This window comes from Cupriavidus sp., from assembly GCF_057315035.1.
Window position 1 is genome coordinate 126863 of record NZ_DBHKYV010000003.1, and the last position, 21256, is coordinate 148118.

The 21256-nt window shown below is 62.2% G+C and carries 21 protein-coding genes; 14 read left to right on the forward strand and 7 right to left on the reverse strand.

What is annotated here, in order from left to right:
- Nucleotides 1-2: 2 nt before the first annotated feature.
- From ACO550_RS07075 to ACO550_RS07110, 8 genes are all read left to right on the forward strand, one after another.
- Nucleotides 3-998: a glutamate cyclase domain-containing protein gene (locus ACO550_RS07075; protein WP_315591554.1), complete on the forward strand. Its 996-nt coding sequence runs from the start codon at nucleotides 3-5 to the stop codon at nucleotides 996-998.
- A gap of 110 nt (nucleotides 999-1108) precedes the next feature.
- Complete coding sequence (locus ACO550_RS07080; RefSeq protein ID WP_315591553.1) at nucleotides 1109-2419, forward strand: aminotransferase class I/II-fold pyridoxal phosphate-dependent enzyme; 1311 nt, start codon at nucleotides 1109-1111, stop codon at nucleotides 2417-2419.
- Nucleotides 2416-3432, forward strand: a complete 1017-nt coding sequence (locus tag ACO550_RS07085; protein ID WP_315591552.1) for a glutamate cyclase domain-containing protein — start codon at nucleotides 2416-2418, stop codon at nucleotides 3430-3432. Before ACO550_RS07080 ends, ACO550_RS07085 begins: the two co-directional genes overlap by 4 nt.
- A 13-nt stretch (nucleotides 3433-3445) precedes the next feature.
- A complete protein-coding gene (locus ACO550_RS07090; RefSeq protein WP_315591551.1) occupies nucleotides 3446-3625 on the forward strand; it encodes a hypothetical protein in 180 nt (59 codons plus the stop codon).
- Between the two features lie 33 nt (nucleotides 3626-3658).
- The gene (locus ACO550_RS07095; protein WP_315591550.1) at nucleotides 3659-4546 is read left to right on the forward strand and encodes a transporter substrate-binding domain-containing protein; all 888 of its coding nucleotides are present in this window, start codon (nucleotides 3659-3661) and stop codon (nucleotides 4544-4546) included.
- A 25-nt stretch (nucleotides 4547-4571) separates the two neighbouring features.
- Nucleotides 4572-5231 carry an ABC transporter permease subunit gene (locus tag ACO550_RS07100; protein ID WP_315591549.1) on the forward strand — a complete coding sequence of 220 codons (660 nt, stop codon included), beginning with the start codon at nucleotides 4572-4574 and terminating at the stop codon, nucleotides 5229-5231.
- A complete protein-coding gene (locus ACO550_RS07105; protein ID WP_315591548.1) occupies nucleotides 5231-5878 on the forward strand; it encodes an ABC transporter permease subunit in 648 nt (215 codons plus the stop codon). Before ACO550_RS07100 ends, ACO550_RS07105 begins: the two co-directional genes overlap by 1 nt.
- A 37-nt stretch (nucleotides 5879-5915) precedes the next feature.
- On the forward strand, nucleotides 5916-6722 hold the full coding sequence (locus ACO550_RS07110) for an ATP-binding cassette domain-containing protein (RefSeq protein WP_315591547.1): 807 nt from the start codon (nucleotides 5916-5918) through the stop codon (nucleotides 6720-6722).
- A gap of 35 nt (nucleotides 6723-6757) precedes the next feature.
- Here the strand turns inward: ACO550_RS07110 and ACO550_RS07115 are convergent, their stop codons facing one another.
- Nucleotides 6758-8110, reverse strand: a complete 1353-nt coding sequence (locus ACO550_RS07115; RefSeq protein WP_315591546.1) for a TAXI family TRAP transporter solute-binding subunit — start codon at nucleotides 8108-8110, stop codon at nucleotides 6758-6760.
- A gap of 234 nt (nucleotides 8111-8344) precedes the next feature.
- Between ACO550_RS07115 and ACO550_RS07120 the strand changes: the two genes are divergently transcribed.
- Genes ACO550_RS07120 through ACO550_RS07135 form a run of 4 tightly spaced genes read left to right on the forward strand, consistent with a single transcriptional unit; the run spans nucleotide 8345 to nucleotide 12295 of the window.
- On the forward strand, nucleotides 8345-9190 hold the full coding sequence (locus ACO550_RS07120) for a TauD/TfdA dioxygenase family protein (protein WP_315591545.1): 846 nt from the start codon (nucleotides 8345-8347) through the stop codon (nucleotides 9188-9190).
- 32 nt (nucleotides 9191-9222) lie between these two features.
- The gene (locus tag ACO550_RS07125; RefSeq protein WP_315591544.1) at nucleotides 9223-10281 is read left to right on the forward strand and encodes a 3-keto-5-aminohexanoate cleavage protein; all 1059 of its coding nucleotides are present in this window, start codon (nucleotides 9223-9225) and stop codon (nucleotides 10279-10281) included.
- A 30-nt stretch (nucleotides 10282-10311) separates the two neighbouring features.
- Complete coding sequence (locus ACO550_RS07130; RefSeq protein WP_315591543.1) at nucleotides 10312-11298, forward strand: tripartite tricarboxylate transporter substrate-binding protein; 987 nt, start codon at nucleotides 10312-10314, stop codon at nucleotides 11296-11298.
- 22 nt (nucleotides 11299-11320) lie between these two features.
- Nucleotides 11321-12295, forward strand: a complete 975-nt coding sequence (locus ACO550_RS07135; RefSeq protein ID WP_315591542.1) for a quinone oxidoreductase family protein — start codon at nucleotides 11321-11323, stop codon at nucleotides 12293-12295.
- Here ACO550_RS07135 and ACO550_RS07140 read toward each other — a convergent pair.
- Nucleotides 12282-13355, reverse strand: a complete 1074-nt coding sequence (locus ACO550_RS07140; RefSeq protein ID WP_315591541.1) for an AraC family transcriptional regulator ligand-binding domain-containing protein — start codon at nucleotides 13353-13355, stop codon at nucleotides 12282-12284. The two genes, ACO550_RS07135 and ACO550_RS07140, sit on opposite strands and share 14 nt — an antisense overlap.
- Before the next feature lie 155 nt (nucleotides 13356-13510).
- Here ACO550_RS07140 and ACO550_RS07145 point away from each other — a divergent pair, with 155 nt between their 5' ends.
- Complete coding sequence (locus tag ACO550_RS07145) at nucleotides 13511-14482, forward strand: 2-dehydro-3-deoxygalactonokinase (RefSeq protein WP_315591540.1); 972 nt, start codon at nucleotides 13511-13513, stop codon at nucleotides 14480-14482.
- Between the two features lie 31 nt (nucleotides 14483-14513).
- Entirely contained in the window at nucleotides 14514-15158 is a 645-nt protein-coding gene (locus tag ACO550_RS07150; protein WP_315591539.1) for a 2-dehydro-3-deoxy-6-phosphogalactonate aldolase, read from the forward strand.
- An 18-nt stretch (nucleotides 15159-15176) separates the two neighbouring features.
- Here the strand turns inward: ACO550_RS07150 and ACO550_RS07155 are convergent, their stop codons facing one another.
- The 5 genes from ACO550_RS07155 to ACO550_RS07175 form a co-directional block, all read right to left on the reverse strand.
- Nucleotides 15177-15977: an IclR family transcriptional regulator gene (locus ACO550_RS07155; protein WP_315591538.1), complete on the reverse strand. Its 801-nt coding sequence runs from the start codon at nucleotides 15975-15977 to the stop codon at nucleotides 15177-15179.
- Between the two features lie 45 nt (nucleotides 15978-16022).
- The gene (locus ACO550_RS07160) at nucleotides 16023-18131 is read right to left on the reverse strand and encodes an acetate--CoA ligase family protein (RefSeq protein WP_315591537.1); all 2109 of its coding nucleotides are present in this window, start codon (nucleotides 18129-18131) and stop codon (nucleotides 16023-16025) included.
- Between the two features lie 5 nt (nucleotides 18132-18136).
- Nucleotides 18137-18937: an enoyl-CoA hydratase-related protein gene (locus tag ACO550_RS07165; protein WP_315591536.1), complete on the reverse strand. Its 801-nt coding sequence runs from the start codon at nucleotides 18935-18937 to the stop codon at nucleotides 18137-18139.
- 156 nt (nucleotides 18938-19093) lie between these two features.
- Entirely contained in the window at nucleotides 19094-20518 is a 1425-nt protein-coding gene (locus ACO550_RS07170; protein WP_315591535.1) for a heavy metal sensor histidine kinase, read from the reverse strand.
- A complete protein-coding gene (locus ACO550_RS07175; RefSeq protein ID WP_315591671.1) occupies nucleotides 20518-21204 on the reverse strand; it encodes a heavy metal response regulator transcription factor in 687 nt (228 codons plus the stop codon). The genes ACO550_RS07170 and ACO550_RS07175 overlap by 1 nt, the downstream gene beginning before the upstream one ends.
- Between the last annotated feature and the right edge of the window lie 52 nt (nucleotides 21205-21256).

Genomic DNA, 21256 nt, shown 5'->3' on the forward strand with positions numbered 1-21256 from the left:
TCGTGTTGAAGCAGAACGATGAGATTGTCGGCGAGCGGCTCGACAGACTGATGACTGTCGAAATCCGCCCGCTCAGTGGTGGTCTCCCGGCCGGATACGTTGCTCCGATGTACGCGGCGTGCCGGCGCCATCACGGACTTCCACTTACGACTCTCGCCGCCCGAAAGCTCATTGAAGCGGTAAAGCCAGGAAGCACCGTGTTGATTGCAACCGGGGCCGGCATCGCGCCGAAATTGCCACTCGGTGAAACCGATGGGCCTCCAGGGGCCGCGGTTCTGGCCAGAGCGCTGGTTCTTGGTTTCGGCGTGAAGGCCATCCTGGTTACCGAGGATGCGCATATGCCACCAGTCGCAGCCGTAACCGCAGTGGTGAACGACGAGCTCGGCAGGAAGGGAAAGGTTGCTGTCGAATCGTTCCCCATGGGTGCGCACATGGGCCAGGTGGCTGCGGAGTACCTGGTACGCGAGTACAACCCAACGGCGGTGCTCTTCGTGGAACGGGATGGCCCCAACGTGGAAGGCCATTTCCACGGTGTCCGAGGTGATTGCCGTGAGCCGGAGCAAGTCGCTCACGTGTATCAGCTTGCGGCAGTAGCCAGGAGCCGGGGGATTCTTTCGATCGGCATTGGCGATGGCGGAAACGAAGTCGGCTTTGGTGCGGTTCGCGACGAGATCTCGGCAGTGCATCCGCTACGGGCAAAGTGCCTGCGCGGATGCGAGTCCGGTGTGGTGACGACGGCTGCGACGGATGTTGTCGTGAGTGCGTCGGTTTCCAATTGGGGCGCATACGCAGTCGCTGCGGCGTTGGCCTCCGCGCTTGCAAAGCCGGAACTTATTCACTCGCCGGAACTGGAGCGTGGGTTGATTGAGGCCACGGTCAAGGCGGGAGCACGCGATGGTGCGACCTCCCTGGCTGAATGCGCGGTCGACGGGATTGACTGGCAGGGGCACGCCTCATTCGTAGGACTCCTGAACAGCATCGTGACGGTCTCCAGGTAATGGACGGGTTCACCCTTACCGGCGCGGCACTGTTCGACTTCCGGCTGCCCATACACGAAACAACGCCGGCGAGTCCGCCGGCATCGCAATCAGCAACAACTGGATTTGATATGCAGACCCCATCTGGCAAACGTCCCGATGTCGACAGCCTGGCACAGGACCGTTTCGGCAACCCGATTGACCCCGTAGTTGGCTTTGCGCGCGGCACGATTATTCGTTCCAGCGTCGACGAAGCGCGCCGTTTGCAGCAAGGCCAGGCAGTTGCGGCTGCCCGGGTGCGCGAACTGGGTCCGGAATCGATCGGCATCTTCACCGGCAATCAACGCGATTTTCCGGTATCGCCCGATGATCTTCTGACGCTATGCGAAGAATGGGTTGGGCCCGGGCTGGGCGCCAAGGAACTGCGGGCAGTCGCAGTCAAGCATATGGGTGGGAAACCTGAGGATGGTGTGGCCATCTTCAACCGCACCAGCGCCGGCATCATCGCCACCATCGCCGCAAATGCAGGCGGTAAGACGGTGGTCTCGGTGGTTCCACCGGGTGGGCGGTCGCACGCTTCGGTGGTGCGCGGCGCTCGCATCGCTCAAGTCAAGCTCGTGGAGGTCCAGGGCGACAAGGATTGGCGTTCCGCAATCGAGGCCGAGAGCCCGGGATTGGTGGTGGTGACTACGGTAACCAGCAGCCTGGAGCGCCTGGAAGACACTATTACCACCCAAGTGGTCGATTTTGCCAAGCGTCGCAACGCCACTGTCTTCCTCGACGAAGCGTATGGTGCCCGCCTGCGTCCCGTGTTGCACGCAGGGGCCCTGAGTCTTCAACTCGGTGCAGATATCTCCATCACGAACTGCGACAAAGCCGGCTTGTCGGGCCCGCGCGCTGGCGTGCTGGTCGGCCGTCAGGACCTCGTCACTGCGGCCAGTGCCAAGGCATCGGAGTTTGGCATGGAAGCGCGCGCACCGATTGCAGCAGCTGTATTGCGCAGTCTCCAGAAATACTCGCCGGAAGACTTGCAGCAGGAGGCACAGGCTGGCCAGGTCCTTGCGACCGCACTCCAGAAACGTCTTGGCAAGGAACGGGTTCAGCGTAGCGATCTCGGCCCCATGATTGACGAGAACGATGTGCTGGCCATTCTGCTGGAGCGTGCTGGCCGCGCGGGCGACAAGCCGGTTGTTGTTCCCTGCGAGGCAACTTCAGCGCTTGGCATGGTCCTGCTGCGTGACCATGGCGTCCTGACGGTGAATACGCATGGCCAACCGGGCGCGCGGGTGTCGGTTCGACTCAAGCCGACGCTCGATGCGCTGCGTCGCGCCGGTGGCCTCGAAACCGTCATCGATGCGATGGACAAGTCCCTGACTGATATCGCCAGGATCATTCACGACCGGGATGCTGTGGCGCGACTTGTTCTGGGAGCCGCGCAATGACGAGCAAACCTGAGTTTCGCGCATTCGACGACCGTCTGGACAAGCTGGTCTCACTGGATATCGGCGGCCGCGGTGTCGAGCATCTGTTTGCGGCGGCCCGCGAGCGCCTGGGTCAGCCTTTGGTCGGCGCAGCAGCCGACGCACTCGCTGCCATTCCGAAAAGCGCGACCGTGCTGGTGACAACGGGCTCCGTCTCGCGCGCATGGATTTCGCCAAACGTTGGCGAGAACGACGGCCCTGCAGGACTCGCCGTCATTGTGCGCGCCTTGGCTATTGCCAGGCAGGCCCATTGCGTGGTGCTGGCAGAAGAGACGCTCCTGGACCAACTCGGGGCAGTGCTGACTGCTGCGGGATTGACAGTGCTCCCGTTCGATCAGGCGCAGATAGCCTGCAAGGATGGCAGCCTGGCTGTTGTCTCGCTCCGAGGCTTCCCGGTCGAGGACGATGCAGCGCGAGATGCCGCAAAGCAGGTACTGGACGAACTGAAGCCTGCACTCTTCTTGTCAACCGAGCGCGTCGGCCGTAGCGAGCGCGGCGTCTATCACAGCATGCGCGGCGTCGACTATGGCATGAAGCGCGCGCGTATCGATTTTGCTTTCGACGAAGCCATTCGTCGGGGCATCCCCACCGTTGCAGTCGGCGATGGCGGCAACGAGATTGGCATGGGCATCGTGGCGAATGCGGTGCGCGAGCATGTCAAGTTTGGTGACAAGTGTGCATGTGGATGCGGCTCGGGAATTGGGGCGGTCACAGGCGCTGACGTACTGGTCACGGCCGCGTGTTCGAACTGGGGTTGCTATGCGATTGCTGCGGCACTCGCCATGCGACTGGGCGACGCACGCCTTCTGCATACCCCTGAGTTAGAGGCAGAACTGCTGCGTAGGGGTGTCGACGTCGGCCTCATTAACTCCGTAGTGGGAGTTATCGACCCGAACGTCGACGGCATTCCGGTCGCTAGCCACCTGGCAATGGTCGAGATGCTGCGCGCCATTGTTCGACCTGTCGTTCGATAACCGGAGATTCGCGATGCGATCAACCCCGACAACGCAAGACATCCTTGACCGCCACGAGACGACGCCGTCGAAGACGCAGCAGTGGCACCAGTATCCGGATTCGCAGCTCGCTACGCTGAGTCGGCGTATCGGGCTGGACTGTGGCACCGAGGATGAAGAGCTAAGCCGCGTGGCAGTGCTTGGATACAACTAAGTGAGACGGTTGATTTCGATGGGATTGAAGAAAATGAACGACACTCAAATCTGCTGTGGCATGGATCAGGTCGCGGAAGCTGGTCGCGCAATGCGTCTCTTCCGTTGTCTGACCGTGGGATTCTCGATGGCAGCGGCAGTGCTGCTCGCCTCTCCGGCGCACGCCCAGTCCTCGAAGCTGGACGCGGTGCTGTCCAAAGGCAAGGTTGTGGTGGGCGTATCGAGTGAATCGCCTCCGTTCGGCTTCGTAGATGAGAAGGGTGCTTTGACGGGCTTCGACATCGACGTGGCGAAGCTTATCGCCAAATCCCTCTTCGGCGACGACAAGCCGGAGCGTATCGAATTCGTGAAGCAAAGCTCGGCCGCGCGTTGGGAAAACGTGAACAGCGGGAAGGTGGATTTCGGTATCCATGTCGCGACCATCTTGCCGGACCGTGTTGCCCGTGTTGCATTCACCGAAGGGTATATCGACTCCGGCATTGTGGTCATCGTCAAGAAGGACTCGCCCATCAAGACGTTCGCAGACCTCGATAACGCAAAGTACTCCACGGCGATTTTGTCCACGCCGGTGCAGGCGGCCCGTGCAAAGCAGTTCTTTCCGAAAGCGAAGCCGGTGGTACTGGACTCGACCGGCGCTCAGTTCACGGGGGTGAAGTCCAATCGGGTGGATGCCGCGCAACTGGATGAGCCGGTCGCGCTCTGGTATGTCAAACAGAATCCGGACGTTCGCATACTGGACCAGCGCATGTCCGCTGCAACGAACAACGCCATCTTTATGAAGCCCGGCGACTTTGCCTGGTGGCTGACGCTGAACACCTATGTGTCGGAGATGCGCGGCGGTTCGCTCTATCCGGAGTACTCTGCCATCTATCAAAAATGGTTCGGCAGGAATCCTCCGAACGCGAAGTACTACGCGAAGTAACAGCTGAAGGCCGGGGGAAGACGACATGCTATCGACCTGGATCATCTGGCTCAGTTCAATGCTGGGCGAGTTCACGGACGGGTTCATCACAACCTTGGCGGTGGTTGCCCTCAGCCTGCCTGGAGCGCTGGTTCTCGGTGCGATGGTCGCTGCAATGCGTCTCTCCAGCAATGTCATGGTGCGAGCGCCGGCCTACGCAGTAATTGAGTTCCTTCGCAATACGCCAACGTTTCTTCTCATCCTGGTTGCCTACTATGGGCTGCCTTTGCTCGGTTGGCGCCTTGATGGAATTTTCTGCGGTGCATTGGCAATCTCCATACAAAGCGCGGCATACTTTGCTGAAGTGCTTCGCGGCGGTGTTCAGTCGGTGCCGCGAACTCAATGGGACGCTGCTCGCGCTATTGGCATGAAGCCCAAGGCAGTTTTCTTCAGGGCGATCCTTCCTCAAGCGTTGCTGAAGGTCATTCCGAGCCTGGGCAACCAGGTGACGGTCCTTATCAAGGATACGTCGCTTGTCGCCGGCATAGGTGTCGTCGACTTGACCCTCACCGGAAAGCTGACGATGGAAAGAACCGCTGCCTCCTATGAGGTGTTCTTGGTCGTCGCCATCTTCTATCTGGTCATGACTACTGCAGTCAGCCTCTTCTTCCGGGCGATGGAAGGTCACTACCGGAGGAAGATGTGATGGGCGCGACAGGATTGTTTAGTTCATTGCCGTACCTTCTGCAAGGTGCGATGGTCACGCTTCAGCTCGCCGTGTTTACGGTGGTTATCAGCTTCATCGTTGGTACTTTGCTGGGAAGTGCCGCGGCAATCGGGCCCCGGTTCGCCTCGTGGATCATCACCCCGTACATCTATGTAGTCAGGGGTGTTCCAGTTCTGGTTCTCATCTTTGTCGCGTACTTCGCATTGCCGAAGCTTGGTGTCGAGTTTCCACCTGTCTATGCAGCCGCGATTGCACTGGCAGCGTACTTTGCGGCGTTTGTCGCAGACATTGTCCGAGGTGCGATTCTTGCAGTCCCAAAGCTTCAGGTTGAGGCGGCGAAGAGCATTGGAATGATGCCTGGACAAATCCTGCGGAAGGTGCAATTGCCGCTTGCGTTGCGGTTGGCGGCGCCGCCACTGGTGACCAACGCTTCGATTGCTGTGAAAAGCACCTCGTATGCGTCGATCGTCGGTGTGTGGGAGCTTACTTATGCATCGCGCGAGGTTGTCGAGAGAACGCTGGAAGCATTCCAGGTGTTCGCCGGGGTGATGCTTATCTATTTTGCTATCTGCTACCCGATTTCACTGTTCGCTGCCCACTTGCAGCAGCGGCTCAAGTTCGAGTAGTGCCACGGGTCATCGCATCAGAATTGAGGACTGTCCCATGAATGACGTAGCTGTAAGTCGACCGATGATTCAGGTCCAGAAGGTATCGAAGTGGTTTGGCGAGTTACGCGTGCTCGATGAAATCTCTTTCGACGTACGCGAGGGGGAGGTTGTGGTGATGGTTGGGCCGAGCGGCTCCGGAAAATCCACCCTTCTGCGCTGTATCAACTTCCTTGAGGAGTTCCAGCAGGGTTGTATCCATGTCGACGGAGAACCTGTCGGATACCGAAAAGCTGCTGAGGACGGCAAGCGAATACGGCAGTCCGAAGCAGACATCTCCCGTCTACGTATGACTGCAGGGATGGTTTTCCAGAACTACAACCTGTTCCCTCATCGAACTGCGCTGGACAACGTCATGATGGGACCGTTGATGTTTCATCAACGAGGTAAGGCTGAAATCCGCGATGAATGCATGGCCCTCCTTGAGAAGGTCGGGCTGGCTGACAAGGCATCTGCGTACCCTGCGCGGCTATCTGGCGGTCAACAGCAACGCATTGCCATCGCGCGGTCCCTTGCGATGCACCCGAAGGTCATTCTCTTCGACGAGGTAACTTCGGCGCTCGATCCGGAACTCGTCGATGAAGTGCTTCGCACAATTCGAGACCTGAGCAAGGAAGGCATGACGATGATTATCGTCACCCACGAGATGCAGTTCGCGCGCGACGTTGCAGACCGCCTGCTGTTCTTCTACCAGGGGAAAATCCTCGAGGACGGCAACCCGCGCGAAATTTTCGCCAATCCAACCACGGAGCGGTTCAAGGCTTTCGTGCGGCGTTTCAGTCAAGGGCACCTTGCCGCAGCTTGACATGCGGCGCGGCGGCGGCCACGCACACCAACCGATTAGCGCGGTTTTTCTTGCCGGTTCGCCGCCACATGCGAAATCCGGTCCCTGACCACCCCGATCGCCTGCTTTAGGGCGTAGACGTCCTGGAAGTAGCGCTGTGGTAGCCGGATCTGGCTGGCGTGCGCGTCGATGTTCTCGATCTCGTCGCGCCATTGCGCTACCTGTTCGGTGGTCGGTTCGCTGTTCTTCCAGATCTCGTCCTCCAGCGATTTGATCTCCTGATACCAGACTACGAGCCGGTTCTTGTACCGCGCTTCGATCATGCGCGGCAGTGCTTGCAGCAAGCCGAGCAGCAATGCCATGAACGGTAGCAGGATCAGCAGGCGTCGTTCGATAAAGCTGGCGAGCCAGAAAGGCAGGTAGCGCTGCAGGAACGGTCGCCCGGATTTGAAATAGCGCGTGCTCTCGTCCGCGATCGGGAACTCGCTGGTATTCAGGTTGGGGAACGTGCCCAGGCGCGTGAAGTAGTCCTCGCCGCCATGCACGGAACGGGCGGCCTCCAGTAGCAGGTAGACCAGGGCAGGGTGGAGCGTGTCTTTCGAAACCAGCAGGGCCGTGGCGGCCAGCAGCGTGACGTCGGCCTGCGGCAGGTCCTTCGCGATACTGGTCGAGGCGCGCGGGAAGGTGAGCTTGGTGAGAGAAGGGAACCTCTGCACCAGGGCGTCGGCCTGGGCGAAGTTCATCAGCTTCAGGTCGCTGTTCAGCAGCTTCTGCTGCATGTCGGCATCCGGCCGGCCGATGAAAAAGGCGGCGTCAAGCCTGCCATCGTGCAGGCTTTGGTACGCCTGGCCGGCGTCCATTTCCATCAGCGTGCTGTTGCTCGCGTTGACACCACTATGGTTGAGCAGGACGCGCGAGACGTTCAGCAGGCCGCTTCCGGGTACTCCGATCGAGATCCGCTTGCCGCTTAGTTGTGCCAGACGGTCGATCGTGGCCTTGCCGCGATAGAACACCCAGATCGGTTCATAGGACACCGCGGCGATGGTCTGCAACCGGTCGCTGTCCTTCGGGGCGGTGGTGCCCGACTGGATAAAGCCGACGTCGTATTCACTATCTGGGTCAGTCAGCCGCGCGTAGTTCTCGACCGAGCCGGCGGAACTGCGGATATCGAGCTTGATGCCATCGCGCTTGAGCAGGGGCGCATAGCGCTCTGCAAAGCCGCTATAGATGCCCTTGTCCGCGCCGGTCGTGATTACGATGGTGCGCTGGATGGCGGGTTCGACGACCACCGCTACGCCCCAGCCCAATGCCGCGACCAGCAGGATGATGCCGGCGATAAGAGAGCGCCGGCGCGCGGGTGTCAAGGGCGTTTTCTGGCTGCGTCGGAGCGCCGGGTTGGGTGTGGGCATTGCTTGGCTCTCTCTTTCTCTCTCATGAGTATTGTTCTGCGCCGCAAGGCTTCGGCGCCATACGATAGCAGGTCGCGAGTTGGGGAAGCCATTGCGGTGACAGTTCAATGTCCCAACTTGACAAATTCATGTCCCAAATAAGCAAGCGAGGTCGGCTGAGCGAGACCGATACTCGATGCACAGGACAGGGTGAACCGATCCACGGATTCATCCGACTCTGCAGGAGACATGACAATGAAGATCAGGCAGATCACCCCGGCCATCGGCGCCGAAATCTCCGGCATCCATCTGGGTGAAGCGTCACGCGACCCGATGCTGTTTGCCGCAGTCCACGCCGCGCTGCTCGAGCACAAAGTGCTTTTTTTTCGCAAACAGCAAATCACGCGCGCCGAGCATGTGGCGTTCGCCAGGTGCTTCGGCAAGCTCGAGGATCATCCGGTAGCCGGCAGCGATCCGGAGCATCCGGGTCTGGTGCGCATCTACCGCAGCGACAACCCGCACAGCTACGAGAACAACTACCACTGCGATGGCCTGTGGCGGCCCAATCCGGCCATGGGCGCGGTGCTGCGCTGCGTCGAGTGCCCCGAGATCGGCGGCGACACGATCTGGGTGAACATGGTGAAAGCCTATGAGGAACTGCCTGACGACATCCGGCAGAAGGTCATCGGCCTGCGTGCCCGGGCCAGCATCGAGCATAGTTTCGGCGCGGTGATGACCCCGGAAGCACGTGCGAAGCTGGCGCAGGACCATCCGCCGGTGGAGCATCCGGTGGTACGCACGCATCCGGAAACCGGCGAGAAGATCCTGTTCGTCGGCGCAGGCTTCAGCACCCATTTCACCAACTACAGCACCCCGGCCAATGTTCGTCACGGCATCGACAAGGCGCCAGGCGCTTCGCTGCTGCTCAACTACCTGATCAGCCGCGCCACCATTCCCGAGTACCAGGTGCGCTGGTCATGGCAGGAGGGCGATGTCGTGCTGTGGGACAACCGCTGCACGCAGCACTACGCGCTGAATGACTACTGGCCGGCTCCGCGCAAGATGGAGCGTGCCGGCATTGTCGGTGACATCCCGTACTGAATCGGCTGCTGACTACTACCCGGAGCATCACCATGAATTTTCTTGACGGTCACCTTTTCCCTGAGAACCAGCAGCCGCTGATCATTACCGCCGCCCCGTACGCGCCTGGCTGGCTACCGTCCGATTTCCCCGAGGACATTCCGGTCACGATGGAAGCACAGATCCAGAAGGCCGTGGATTGCTACAACGCCGGCGCCACGGTGCTGCACCTGCATGTGCGTGAACTGGACGGCAAGGGCAGCAAACGCCTGTCCAAGTTCAACGAACTGATTGCCGGCGTACGCGAGGCGGCACCGGGCATGATCATCCAGGTCGGCGGGTCGATCTCGTTTGCCCCCGAGAATGAAGGCCAGGCCGCCAAATGGTTATCTGACGATACCCGCCACATGCTTGCGGATCTGGACCCCAAGCCGGACCAGGTGACGGTGACCGTCAATACGTCGCAGATGAACGTCACCGATCACGCCGAGGATGCCGACTTCAAGAGCACCTCGCGTGAGGACATGACGCTGTTCAATGCCTACAAGAACTTGACGGTGCCTGCCAACCCCGGCTGGGTGGAAGAGCACGTGCGTCGCCTGACCGAGGCTGGCATCCAGAGTGAATTCCAGTGCTACAACGTCAACAGCTTCGAATCGGTCGAGCGGCTGATGCGGCGCGGCTTCTACAAGGGACCGTTGAACCTGAACTGGGTGGCGATCGGTGGCGGCATGGATACGCCGAGCGTCCACAGTCTGGCCAACTTCATGCGTGCCGTGCCTGAGGGCGCGGTGGTGACCGTGGAAAGCAATGTGCGCAATGTGCTGCCAGTCAACGTGATGGGTATCGCGATGGGTTTGCACGTGCGGTGTGGCACCGAAGACGTACTGTGGAACCCGCGCCGTACGGCCAAGCAGGGCTCTGTGGATCAGATCGAGCAATTGGTACGCATCGCACGCGAGCTTGGCCGCGACATCGCCACTGCAGAACAGGCGCGCGAAATCTGCAGGATTGGCGTGTTCTATGACACCGTCGAGGAATCCTTGCAAGCCAATGGGTTCGCGCCGAACCGGAACGGGGGCAGCCAGGGCTTCCTGCGCAAGACGCAGTGAGGCGACGCAGCGATTGACAAGGAGACAGAGATGAAACGCCATGCCCTCAATGCGCGCACGACCCTCGCGGTCGCGCTCGGTTCGGTAGTGTTTGCCATGAATACGGTCCATGCTGCCGACTGGCCAAGCAAGCCGGTGCGCATTCTTGTCGGCGCACCACCGGGCGGCACCGCCGATATCGTGGCGCGCCTGCTGGCTTACGAACTGCAGCGCCCACTCGGGCAGCCCGTGATTGTCGACTACAAGTCGGGCGCGGCCGGCACCATCGCGGTCCAGGGCATGCTGTCCGCACCGCGCGACGGATACACGTTCCTGCTGATCCAGAAGGGCATTGCCTCGGAAGTGCCGCAGGCTATCAAGGTGTCCTACGATCCCTTCAAGGATATCGTGCCCATTGCGCAGCTCACGCGGCAGGGACTGGTGCTGGTCGGCAATCCATCGCTGCCGGCGAAGAACCTTCCGGAACTGGTTGCGCATATGAAGGCCAATCCGGGCAAGCTCGACTATGCGAACTTCGGCATCGGACTGCGCGGCCAGACGATCGGCGTGCAGTTCAACCGGCTGGCCGGCGTGGATGCCGGCGCAGTGAGCTACAAGGGATCTCCGCCGGCGCTGCAGGATGTGATGGGTGGACAGGTTCCGTTGATGTTCGATGGTCCCGCTACGTCGTTACCGTTCATCAAGTCAGGAAAGCTGCGCGCCTATGCGGTGGCTTTCCCGCAGCGCATCTCGGCACTGCCCAATGTGCCGACTTTCGCTGAACTCGGCTATCCCGAACTCAACGAGGTGGGCTGGATGGGACTCTGGTCAGCGCCGGGCGTGCCGCCAGCGGTTATCGCAAAAATGCGCGACGCCACGCTCAAGGCGCTGCAATCGCCCGAACTGCGGCGGAAGATCGAGGATCTTGGCATGGAGATCGGCTCCACTGCCACCACGGAAGAGCTTGCCAAGGATATCCATGAATCGTACGAGCGCCAGGGCAAGCTGCTGCGATCGATCCATTTCACTCCGCAATAACAACCAGCGCCGAGGACTAGCAATGAAGGCAGTGCGCGTATTACCGGGCGCCGACGGCGGCCGGACAGAGATTCACGACATTCCCATTCCAGAACCGGGCCCCGGCGAGATCTTGATCAGGGTCCGCGCATCCGGCATCAATCTTGGCGAAATCAAGTACATGCGCGAGCATCGAACCGGAAGCCCGATGACTGCAGGGGTCGAGTTTGCTGGTGAGGTAGTGACCGTCGGCAAGCAGGTTGAAGGCTGGCGCGAGGGCGACCGCGTGATGGGTCACGGCCGTGGTTGCCATGCGCAGTACGTGGTGGCCGCGCGGCTCGCGTTGATGCCGGTGCCCGATGATGTGTCATGGGTCGACGCAGCGGCGTTCCCCAATGTGTTCATCACCGCCCACGATGCGCTGGTCAGCAATGGCGAGTTGAAGGCTGGCGAGACGGTGTTCATCAACGGTGCGTCGGGCGGCGTGGGTATGGCCGCGATCATGGCTGCCAAAGCGCTTGGCGCCAGGCTCGTCATGGTGTCGTCGCGATCCGCAGAAAAGCTCGCAAGGCTTGCCGGCTTCGGGGCGGACGTGGGCATCGACGCATCGCATGACGGGCAGGTGGAGGCCATCATGGCGGCCACTGACGGACGTGGCGTCGATCTCGTCATCGACACCATCGGCGGCACGGTCTTCGAAGACAATGTCCGAAGTCTTGCGGTGCAGGGACGACTGGTCAATCTTGCACGGCTGGGTGGAGGGCAGTTCGGGCGGATCGATATCAACCTGCTGTGGTTGAATCGCCTCAAGCTGATGGGTGCGACGTTCCGGACGCGCAGCGAGCAGGAACGCCTTGCATGTATCCAGGCATGCGCGCGCGATCTGCTGCCGCATTTCCGTGCGGGCAGGCTGCGCTTGCCGATTGACCGCACGTTCCCGATGGATGCGATCGCAGACGCCTACACGTATATCGCGAGCGGCCAGCACATGGGAAAGATCGTGCTTATTGCCGACTGAGCGCTGAAGCGGGACGGCGGCGTCCCGCACCGGCGGATGATGCTGCCGGTTGCACGACCTGTTGCCGGCGCCATTGCGTGACGCTGCAGCCAAACTCGGCGCGGAACCAATGGCTGAAGCTGCTCTGGTTTGCAAATCCAAGCAGACTCGCAATGTCGCCGATCGGTTGGTCGCTCTCTTGCAGGTGGCGCGTCACCAGTTCCGCGCGTACTTCGTCGAGCAGGCCGGAAAACGTCAGCCCATCGACGCTCAGATGTCGATGCAGGGTGCGGCGGTCCACGCGCAACAGCCGGGCGACCTGTTGCGCCGTACAGCGCCCGACAGGCAGCAGCGCCATGATCAATTCACGACATGATTCGCGTGTGCCCTCGCCACGATGCCGCAGCGCGTCGTCGAGGTAGCCACGCGCCAGTTGCGCCGCGCCCGACCGGTCCGGGGTGCGTGGTTTCTGCAGATCGGCTGCCGCGCAGACCAGACCGTTGAAGGGCTGATTGAACATCGGCTTACGGTCGAAGAATGCCTGGTGGGCCGCCATGCTGGCCGGCGGGCGATGGGTGAAGCAGACCTGAAGCGGGCGCCATTGCGGACCGATCAGTTCGCGCAGGATGCGAAACATCATGCCGACGGTCAGTTCCATGGCCTGGCGCGTGCCCGTACCCGGGCTCGGCAACAAGTCTTCGCGAATGATCACGGTCTGGCCCACGTCCTCGACGTGCGTTACCAGCGATGCACTGATCAGCTTCAGGTAGCGGCACAAGGTATCGAGCGCCTGCCGTGGCGAGGGCTCCTCCTTCAGTACCAGGCTGATCGGCCCGAGGTTGGAAAACGTGCGGCGCGCCGCCATCCGCAACGCAAAATCCTCGGCACCTGTCGCGCGGGCAGTGGCTTCCAGCAATTCTCGCAACGCGCTGCTCGGTATCAGCGTCTCCGGGTCCTTGAGCAACCGCGCTGACAGCCCCACACCGCGCAACAACCGACCGGGATCGCAGTCGAGCGATTCCACCAGTTCGATATAGCCGCTCAGCGTGGCACTGCGAACGAGTCGGCCAACGTTTTGCATGGTGCTGCTGTCTCCTGTGTGCGGACCGGTGAGAGTATGCACGAACTGTCCTCATCGCAGGCGGTGTGCGCAAAGGCCTTTGTTGGCATACGATACGTGCTCAAATCCTTTCCGATCGTGCATTCGTCGACAGCCACGCCTTACCATACATGACTATGAAACAGGTCACTGAACCAAGCCGGAATGTATCCGCTGCGCGGCTCATTGCGCTGGACTGGGGCACCTCCTCGCTGCGCGCGATGTTGCTGGGCGATGGTGGCGAACTGCTGGATGCTCGTGACGCGCCACTCGGGATCATGCAGATCGGCGCAGGCGGCTTCGAAGCGGCGTACAGATCGGTGGTTGGCGACTGGATGGTAGGGACGGGAGCGGAGAAGCTACCAGCCATTGCGGCGGGGATGGTGGGCAGCGCCCAGGGCTGGCTCGAAGCACCATATTGCCGTGGCACAGCGGGCGCGCCGGAACTGGCGCAGCAACTGGCCAGGGTGATGCTCTCCGACGGAACGGCGCTGCATCTGGTGCCCGGCGTGTCGATGACCGAACCACGAGCGGAGGTCATGCGCGGCGAGGAAACCCAGGTGGTGGGAGCGCTGACGCTTCTTCCCCATCTTCGCCGCGAGGCAATGCTGGTGCTGCCTGGCACGCATAGCAAATGGATTCGCCTGGAAGATGGGTGCATTCAGGAATGCCAGACGTATATGACCGGGGAGTTGTTTGCGGTGCTGCGGCAGCACTCCATCCTTGGCCGGTTCGCTAACGCAAACGACCCGATGGAAGCTGACGAGGCCGCAGACCATGCGTTCGACACGGGAGTGGAGGCGGCGCGCGGCAGCGTCAATGGCATTGCACCGCTACTGTTCTCGGCGCGGGCGAAGGTGCTGTTGGGTCAATTGCCCAGATCGGCCAGTCTCGCCTACTTGTCCGGACTATTGATTGGCGACGAGCTTCGCAGTGCGTTAGGCGTTGGCGTCCCGACCGCTTCGCTGGCCATGATTGGCGATGCACGACTCTGTGCGCGCTATCGCCGCGCGGCGCGTCAGTTCGATATTGCCGATGTACCCGAGATCGAGAACGCGACGCGCGCGGGCCTCTGGGCGATCGCCAGCGAAGCAGGCCTGGTCCGCTGACCGGAAACTTCCACCGACAAGGATTATCCAGATGACTGATCCGATCCATTCGATCCAATCCTGTTTGGACCGCTTTCCGCTGGTTGCCATTCTCCGCGGGGTGACTCCGGATGAAGTGGTCGCAGTCGGCCAGGCACTCGTTGACCAGGGCTTCACAATCATCGAGGTGCCGTTGAACTCTCCGGATCCGTTCGAGAGTATCCGGCGACTGGCCGAGGCGTTTGCGCCCGGTATCCTGATTGGCGCCGGCACCGTAACGGAAGCCGCGCAGGTGAGCGCCATTGCTCAGGCTGGCGGGCGGTTGGTTGTCATGCCGCATGGCGACGCCGCGGTGATACGCGCGGCAAAGGCCGCTGGCATGGCTTGCCTGCCCGGTGTGGCGACGCCCACCGAGGCATTCGCGGCGCTGCGCGAGGGCGCGGATGCACTCAAGGCTTTTCCGGCCGAAGCGCTGCCGCCCGCCGTTGTCAAAGCATGGAAGAGCGTATTGCCAAAGCATGTCCGGCTGCTGCCGGTAGGCGGTATCACGCCGCAGGCCATGCAGGCTTATGTATCCGCCGGGGCAGCGGGCTTTGGCCTGGGTTCCGCGCTATACAAGCCTGGCATGAATGCCGCCGCCGTGGGCCATGCCGCCGCGGAGTTTGCTGAAGCATGGCGCAGGATCGAGGTGAGCTAAGCCAACCGTGCTGCCATATCAGGCATCGGCCGCCAGCAGCGCGGCCTTTGCCTGTTCGCAAAGCGCGAGCAAGGGGCCGCTCAGTTGGTTCTCTGTCGTTGGGATATCGGCCGTGGTCGCGACGCTGACGTTCAGCACGTAGACGGGGCGCCCCGGCAGCACCAGCGGCGCGGCGATAGCGACCACTTCCGGCTGCCACGAGGCAGCGCAGTAGCCTTTCGTATCCACGCTGAGCTTGGCGGCATCGATCTCCTTGCGCAGGCGCTGCCAGTCGGAGGGGCGTCGCTCCCGAAACTGTGCGAGCAGCGCGCGCCGCTCCGCGGCATCCGCTACCGCGAGGTAGGCCCTGCCAAGCGAAGTCAGCTCCATTGGCACCCGTTGCCCGGCAACTACATTGCGCAGCGCTACCTTGCGGTTGTAGCGAACCGATTCCAGATAGACCATCTCGTCGCGATCCGCCGTTGCCAAGCCGACGTTGATGCCCATCTTCTCGGCCAATGTCCGCATCATTGGCGCAACCACACCCAGTACGGGCGACCCCGCGCGCATCGCATGTGCGAGGCTTAGCACCAGTGGGGCCAGCCGGTAGGTACGCCGGCTCCTGTCATGCTCCAGCAGTCCGCTTTCTACCAACGTTTGCGTCAGGCGGCTGACCGTGGCGCGTGAAAGCTGGGTACGTTCTGCGATCTCGCCATTGCCAAGCTGATCCGCGCCGGGCCGGAAGGCGCGAAGAATCTCCACGCCGCGCACCAGCGAGCGGTTCAGGACCGGGTCTTCATGGTGGTGCCGGCGTGGTTTTTCGGGCGGGGTGGAAGGCATGGTGCAATCTAGCACGATTTTCACGTAATTCCACTTGATGGAATTTTAGTGGGCCTCGCCATAGGTTGACTCATCGGCAAGCACGACGACACCATCCGCTGCTCGCACTCCCTGGCCTTCCGGTAGTACGAATACCGGGTTGATCTCGGCTTCGATCAGGCGGTCGCCGAGTTGCGCTGCCATTTGCGAGAACGCCACGATGGTGGTGACCAAGGCCTCTACGTCAGCCTTGGGTCGCCCGCGGAAGCCGTCGAGCAGAGGCCAGGTCTTGAGTTCGCGTACCATCCCGGCCGCCTCTTCACGGCCAAGGCCGCCGCCGGATGGCAGCAGTCGCATGGTGGTGTCCTTGAACAGTTCGGCCGTGATGCCGCCCATGCCCAACAGGATCGCCGTGCCGAGCGGATCGCGGTGCATGCCCAGGATCAGTTCCGTGCCGCCGCAAACCATCTCCTGAACCAGAAAGCGTTGCGGCATGATGCCGGTCTTTGCCTGCACCTCGGTCTTCATTGCGGTCAGCCGGGCGCCGACCTGCTCGGACGTCAGGTTGACGGCGACACCGCCGACGTCGCTCTTGTGCGTGATCTCGCCCGAAAGGATCTTGAGCACGACGCGTCCGCCGAATTCGCGCGCGGCCTGCTCGGCTTCGGCCGGTGTTGCAACCACGGTCTCGCCTGCGCAGGGCACGCCAAAGCGTGCGAACAATTTCTTGGCCTGGGCTTCGTCGAGTGACCCGGTCGGCAGGTTGGTGGCATCTACGGGTGCTGGCAGCGCCGAGTGCGAGGGCGCCTGCCAACGCGCATGTTGCAGCATGCCGTCCAGTGCCACGGTACAGCTTTCGGGCACTGAGAAGGCGGGCACGCCTCGCTGCGTCAACAACGCAGCCACTTCCGGCGCGTGGGGGCTGACGAAGGCGATCACCGGCTTGTCGCTCTCGGGCAGGCAATCCTGGATGGCGTTGGCCATCAGTTCGGGCATTGCGAGGCTCGAGGAGCCGACGATGACCGCGAGCGCGTCGTAGCTGGGGCTGGCCAGCAACGCACGGATCGCGCCGCGCAGCAGGTCCGGCTGCAGGCCGGCCAGCGTCACATCGATCGGATTGCGGTCCAGCGCGGCGTGGTCGCCGGTCTGCAGCGCGCGCAGCCGCGCGCCGGTTTCCGCGTCGGGCGTTGGCGTGTCGAAGCCCGACACGCCGAGGCTGTCGGACACCAGCGTACCGGCGCCGCCGGTCGAGGTCAGGATCGCCACCCGGTTGCCGCGCAACACGCGGCCGGTGGCCAGTGCGGCGGGGATATCGAGCAGGTCGCCAAAGGTCTGGGCGCGGATTACGCCGACTTGCCTGAACAGCGCATCGTACATGCGGTCGGCCCCGGCCAGTGCGCCGGTGTGCGAAACGGCGGCCTTCGCGCCTGCTTCCGAGCGTCCGATCTTGAATGCCACCACCGGCTTTCCAGCACGTGCGGCCTTGAGCGCTGCAGCACGGAATTTCTCCGGGTCGCGCACGCTTTCGACGTAGAGCGCGATGACTTTCGTGGCCTCGTCGTCGGCCAACTGATCGACGAAGTCGGCCAGGTCAAGGTCGACCTCATTGCTGGTCGAGATCAGCTTGGACAAGCCGATGCCACGCGACGCCGCCCGCGACAGCAGCGCACCGAGGATGCCACCGCTCTGCGACACCACGCCGATGGAACCGACCGGGAAGTGCTCCATTTCCAGCGCGCCGCTGGCCGACAGCACGATATTGTCGGTCAGGTTGACCAGCCCAATGGTGTTGGGCCCAAGGATGCGCATGCTGCCCGCGGCTTCGATCAACTGCGCTTGCCGGCGTGCGCCCTCGGCGCCGGTTTCGGTGTAGCCGCTTGCCAGCACGATTGCCGCCGCGGTGCCAAGCTGCGCTAGTTCGCGCACGGCCAGGTGGGCGCGCTCGGCGCCCAGCAGCACGATGGCGACATCAGGTACCGCGGGTAACGAGGCGATATCGGGGTAGCAACGCAAGCCATCGATGCTGTCGACGCGCGGGTTGACCGGATAGATGTCGCCAGTGAAGCCGTGCTTGCGTAGGTAGGCAACCGGACGGCCGGCAGTCTTGTTGGCGTCGGCGGAGGCGCCGATGATGGCCACGCTGCGTGGCTTGAGAAGGCGGGAAATGGCGTCCATGCTGGTCACTCGTTGCTGGTGCGTGCGGCGCTCTTGGCCAGGAAGGCCATTACCGATTCACGGTGCTCGGTGCTGGTGTAGCAGATGCCCTGCGCTTGGCTGCCCTGCGCGAATATCTGTTCGGCAGGTAGCTCGAAGCTCTGGTTCAGGATGGTCTTGCCCAGCGCCAGCGCAGTGGCCGAGCCCTTGCTCAGTTCAGCGGCCCAGGCCTGCGCATCGGCTACCAGCCGCTCGGCGCTGGTCTGGCGATCGGAGATGCCCAGGCGCAGCGCTTCTTCGGCATCGACCTTGCGGCCGGTGAAGATCAGTTCCTTGGCTTTCGCCAGGCCCACGCGGCGCGGCAGGAAGTACATGCCGCCGCCGTCCGGCACGATGCCCCGGTTGATGTAGGACCAGGTAAAGCTGGCGGCATCGCTGGCAATAATGAAGTCGCAGGCCAGCGCGGTGTCGGCGCCCAGGCCCGATGCCGCGCCGTTCACGGCGGCAATGGTCGGCTTGGGCATCGTATGTAGCAGCGACTGTGTGTAGTGCACGCGCTGTTGGCGGTGCCAGCCGTTGAAGCCGATCTCGCCGGCCGGCGCGCTCATGCGCCGCTCCATGCCGGCCACGTCACCTCCGGCGCAGAAGCCCTTGCCGTTGCCACTGAGCACCAGCGCACGTATCGTCTTGTCCGCGCTGACGCGCTCAAGCGCCGCGATAAACTCGGTGCGCATATCGTCGCTCATGGCGTTGCGCTTGTCCGGGCGGTTGAGCAGCAGGGTTGCGATACCCTCGGTAACGCTCAGTTCGATCAGGTTCGTAGTCATGTGGGGTGTCTCCTTGGATCCGTCGCTTCTTGTGAATCTGGGGCCGCTTGCCGTTCACTTCAGCGATGCAGCGACTGCCCAACTCTGCGATGCAGATTAAGGTCGAGCCTGTCCGCTGTCATCGGACTATTTCCACTGAGTGGAAATCAAGGAGCGTTACCTGACGCGTTCTTCTGAGCGTTCTTCCGGGCGCGCGTCGGTGCCTTCAGCGGGAACCGAGAATGGGAAGGCCATGGTGAAGCGCGTCTTCCCGTTGGCGGACTGGACGGAGATGTCGCCGCCATGCGCGGCCATGATGGCGCGCGTAATCGACAGGCCAAGGCCGACGCTGTCGGATTCCGGCCGTACCCGGGACTTGTCGCCGCGGAAGAACCGGTCGAACAGGGATGGAAGTACGTCGGCAGGAATTTCCTCGCCGTCGTTCTCCACGGCAATGCTGGCGCCATCATGGTCCATGGTGGCTTCCACCAGCACCTTGCCATGCGCAGGGGTGTGCCTTAGCGCATTGGACAGCAGGTTGCTCAGTGCACGTCGCAACATCAACCGGTCACCGGCAATGGTTCCGTGCCCCTTCCATTGGAGCTCGATGCCCTTGTCTTCAGCCAGCGCCTCATAGAAATCGAACAGCGCAGACACCTCGGCCTCGATCGAGATGACTTCCTTGTGGGGAAGGTCGAGGCCATGCTCCATCTTGGCCAGGTAAAGCATGTCGGAGACCATGCGCGACAGGCGTTGAAACTCCTCGGCGTTGGATGCCAGGATCTCGCGATACTTGGCGGCGTCGCGTGGCTGGGCCAGCGCTACCTGGGTTTGCGTCATCAGGTTGGTCAGGGGCGTACGCAACTCATGGGCGAGGTCCGACGAAAACTCCGAAAGGCGACGGAATTCGTCTTGCAACCGCCCAAGCATGGCATTCAGGTCGGCGGCCAGATCCGCCATCTCGACCGGCACGGATTCGACCGGCATCCGCGCACTGAGCTTCTCGCCGGTCACCGATTTTGCGCGGGAACCCATGGTCCGCAATGGCAGCAGGCCCCGGTATGCCGCCCACCAGCCGAAGACGCCGCTTGCGAGTGCCGCCAGCGCGACATAGAAGACCAGCGACCTGCGGAACGCCCGCATGAAATGCTCGTGGATCTCGGTGTCCATGGCCAGAATGACTTCCACGCGCTGGCCGGCCTGCGCCGTCATGTCGGCGCGCATCCCCCGATACTCCTTGCCACCCTCGTGCCAGTTGAAGATGTCATGTCTGCCACGTTGGTCCTGTGCCGCGGCAAGGGCCAGCGAAGGGTCGAAGCCCCGCGACGCATAATGCGTCTGACCCTGCGCATCGCGTACGGCTACCAGTAATCCGGTGTGATGCTGGTAGGTCTCGGTGAGGCGCGCCGGCAATGTCGCTGCCGGGCCTAGTGCAATGGTGCGTTCCACCAGCCGCATATTGTCTCGCAGCAGCGCATAGTCTTCGTCTGCGAAATGCCGGTCCATCGCGGTAAAGATCAACAGGCCAAGACCAAGCAGGACGCCTGCCGACGACAGCGAGAAGAACACGGTCAGGCGCGTGGTGAGTGAATGCCTGCGCATCACGCGGCGTCCTCGGGTTCTTCGAGCACATAGCCCATGCCACGCACGGTCTGGATCAGCTTCTGGTCGAACCCGTCATCGATCTTGGCGCGCAGGCGCCGGATGGCAACGTCGATCACATTGCTGTCGCTGTCAAAATTCATGTCCCAGATCTGCGAAGCAATCAGCGAGCGAGGCAGTACTTCGCCGCGCCGCCTTGCCAGTAGTTCGAGCAGCGCAAATTCCTTGTTGGTCAGGACGATCTTGCGTCCTGCGCGGGTGGCCCTCCTGCGCGCGAGATCGAGTACCAGGTCTCCCACCTCGATGCGGTCCACCGGCTGGTTGCCTGCGCCACGCCGCAACAGGGTCCGCACACGGGCGAGCAACTCGGAAAACGCAAACGGCTTGACCAGATAGTCGTCGGCTCCCAGTTCCAGACCCTTGACCCGGTCAGCCACGCTGTCTCGGGCGGTCAGGAACAGCACGGGCACGAAATTGTCAGCGGCGCGCAGGCGTTGCAGGATGCGCCAGCCATCGAGGTCGGGCAGCATCACATCCAGGATCAGGAGGTCATAGAGTCCGGTCGTCGCCATATGCAGGCCATCCTGGCCATTGCGTACCAGGTCCACGACAAAGCCGGCCTCGGACAGCCCCTGCCTGACGTAATCCCCCGTTTTTACCTCGTCCTCGACCACCAGCAACTTCATCGATCCCCCCGTCAAGACACGCATCCAGCCTCGCTTTCGGCCTTGTTTGCGG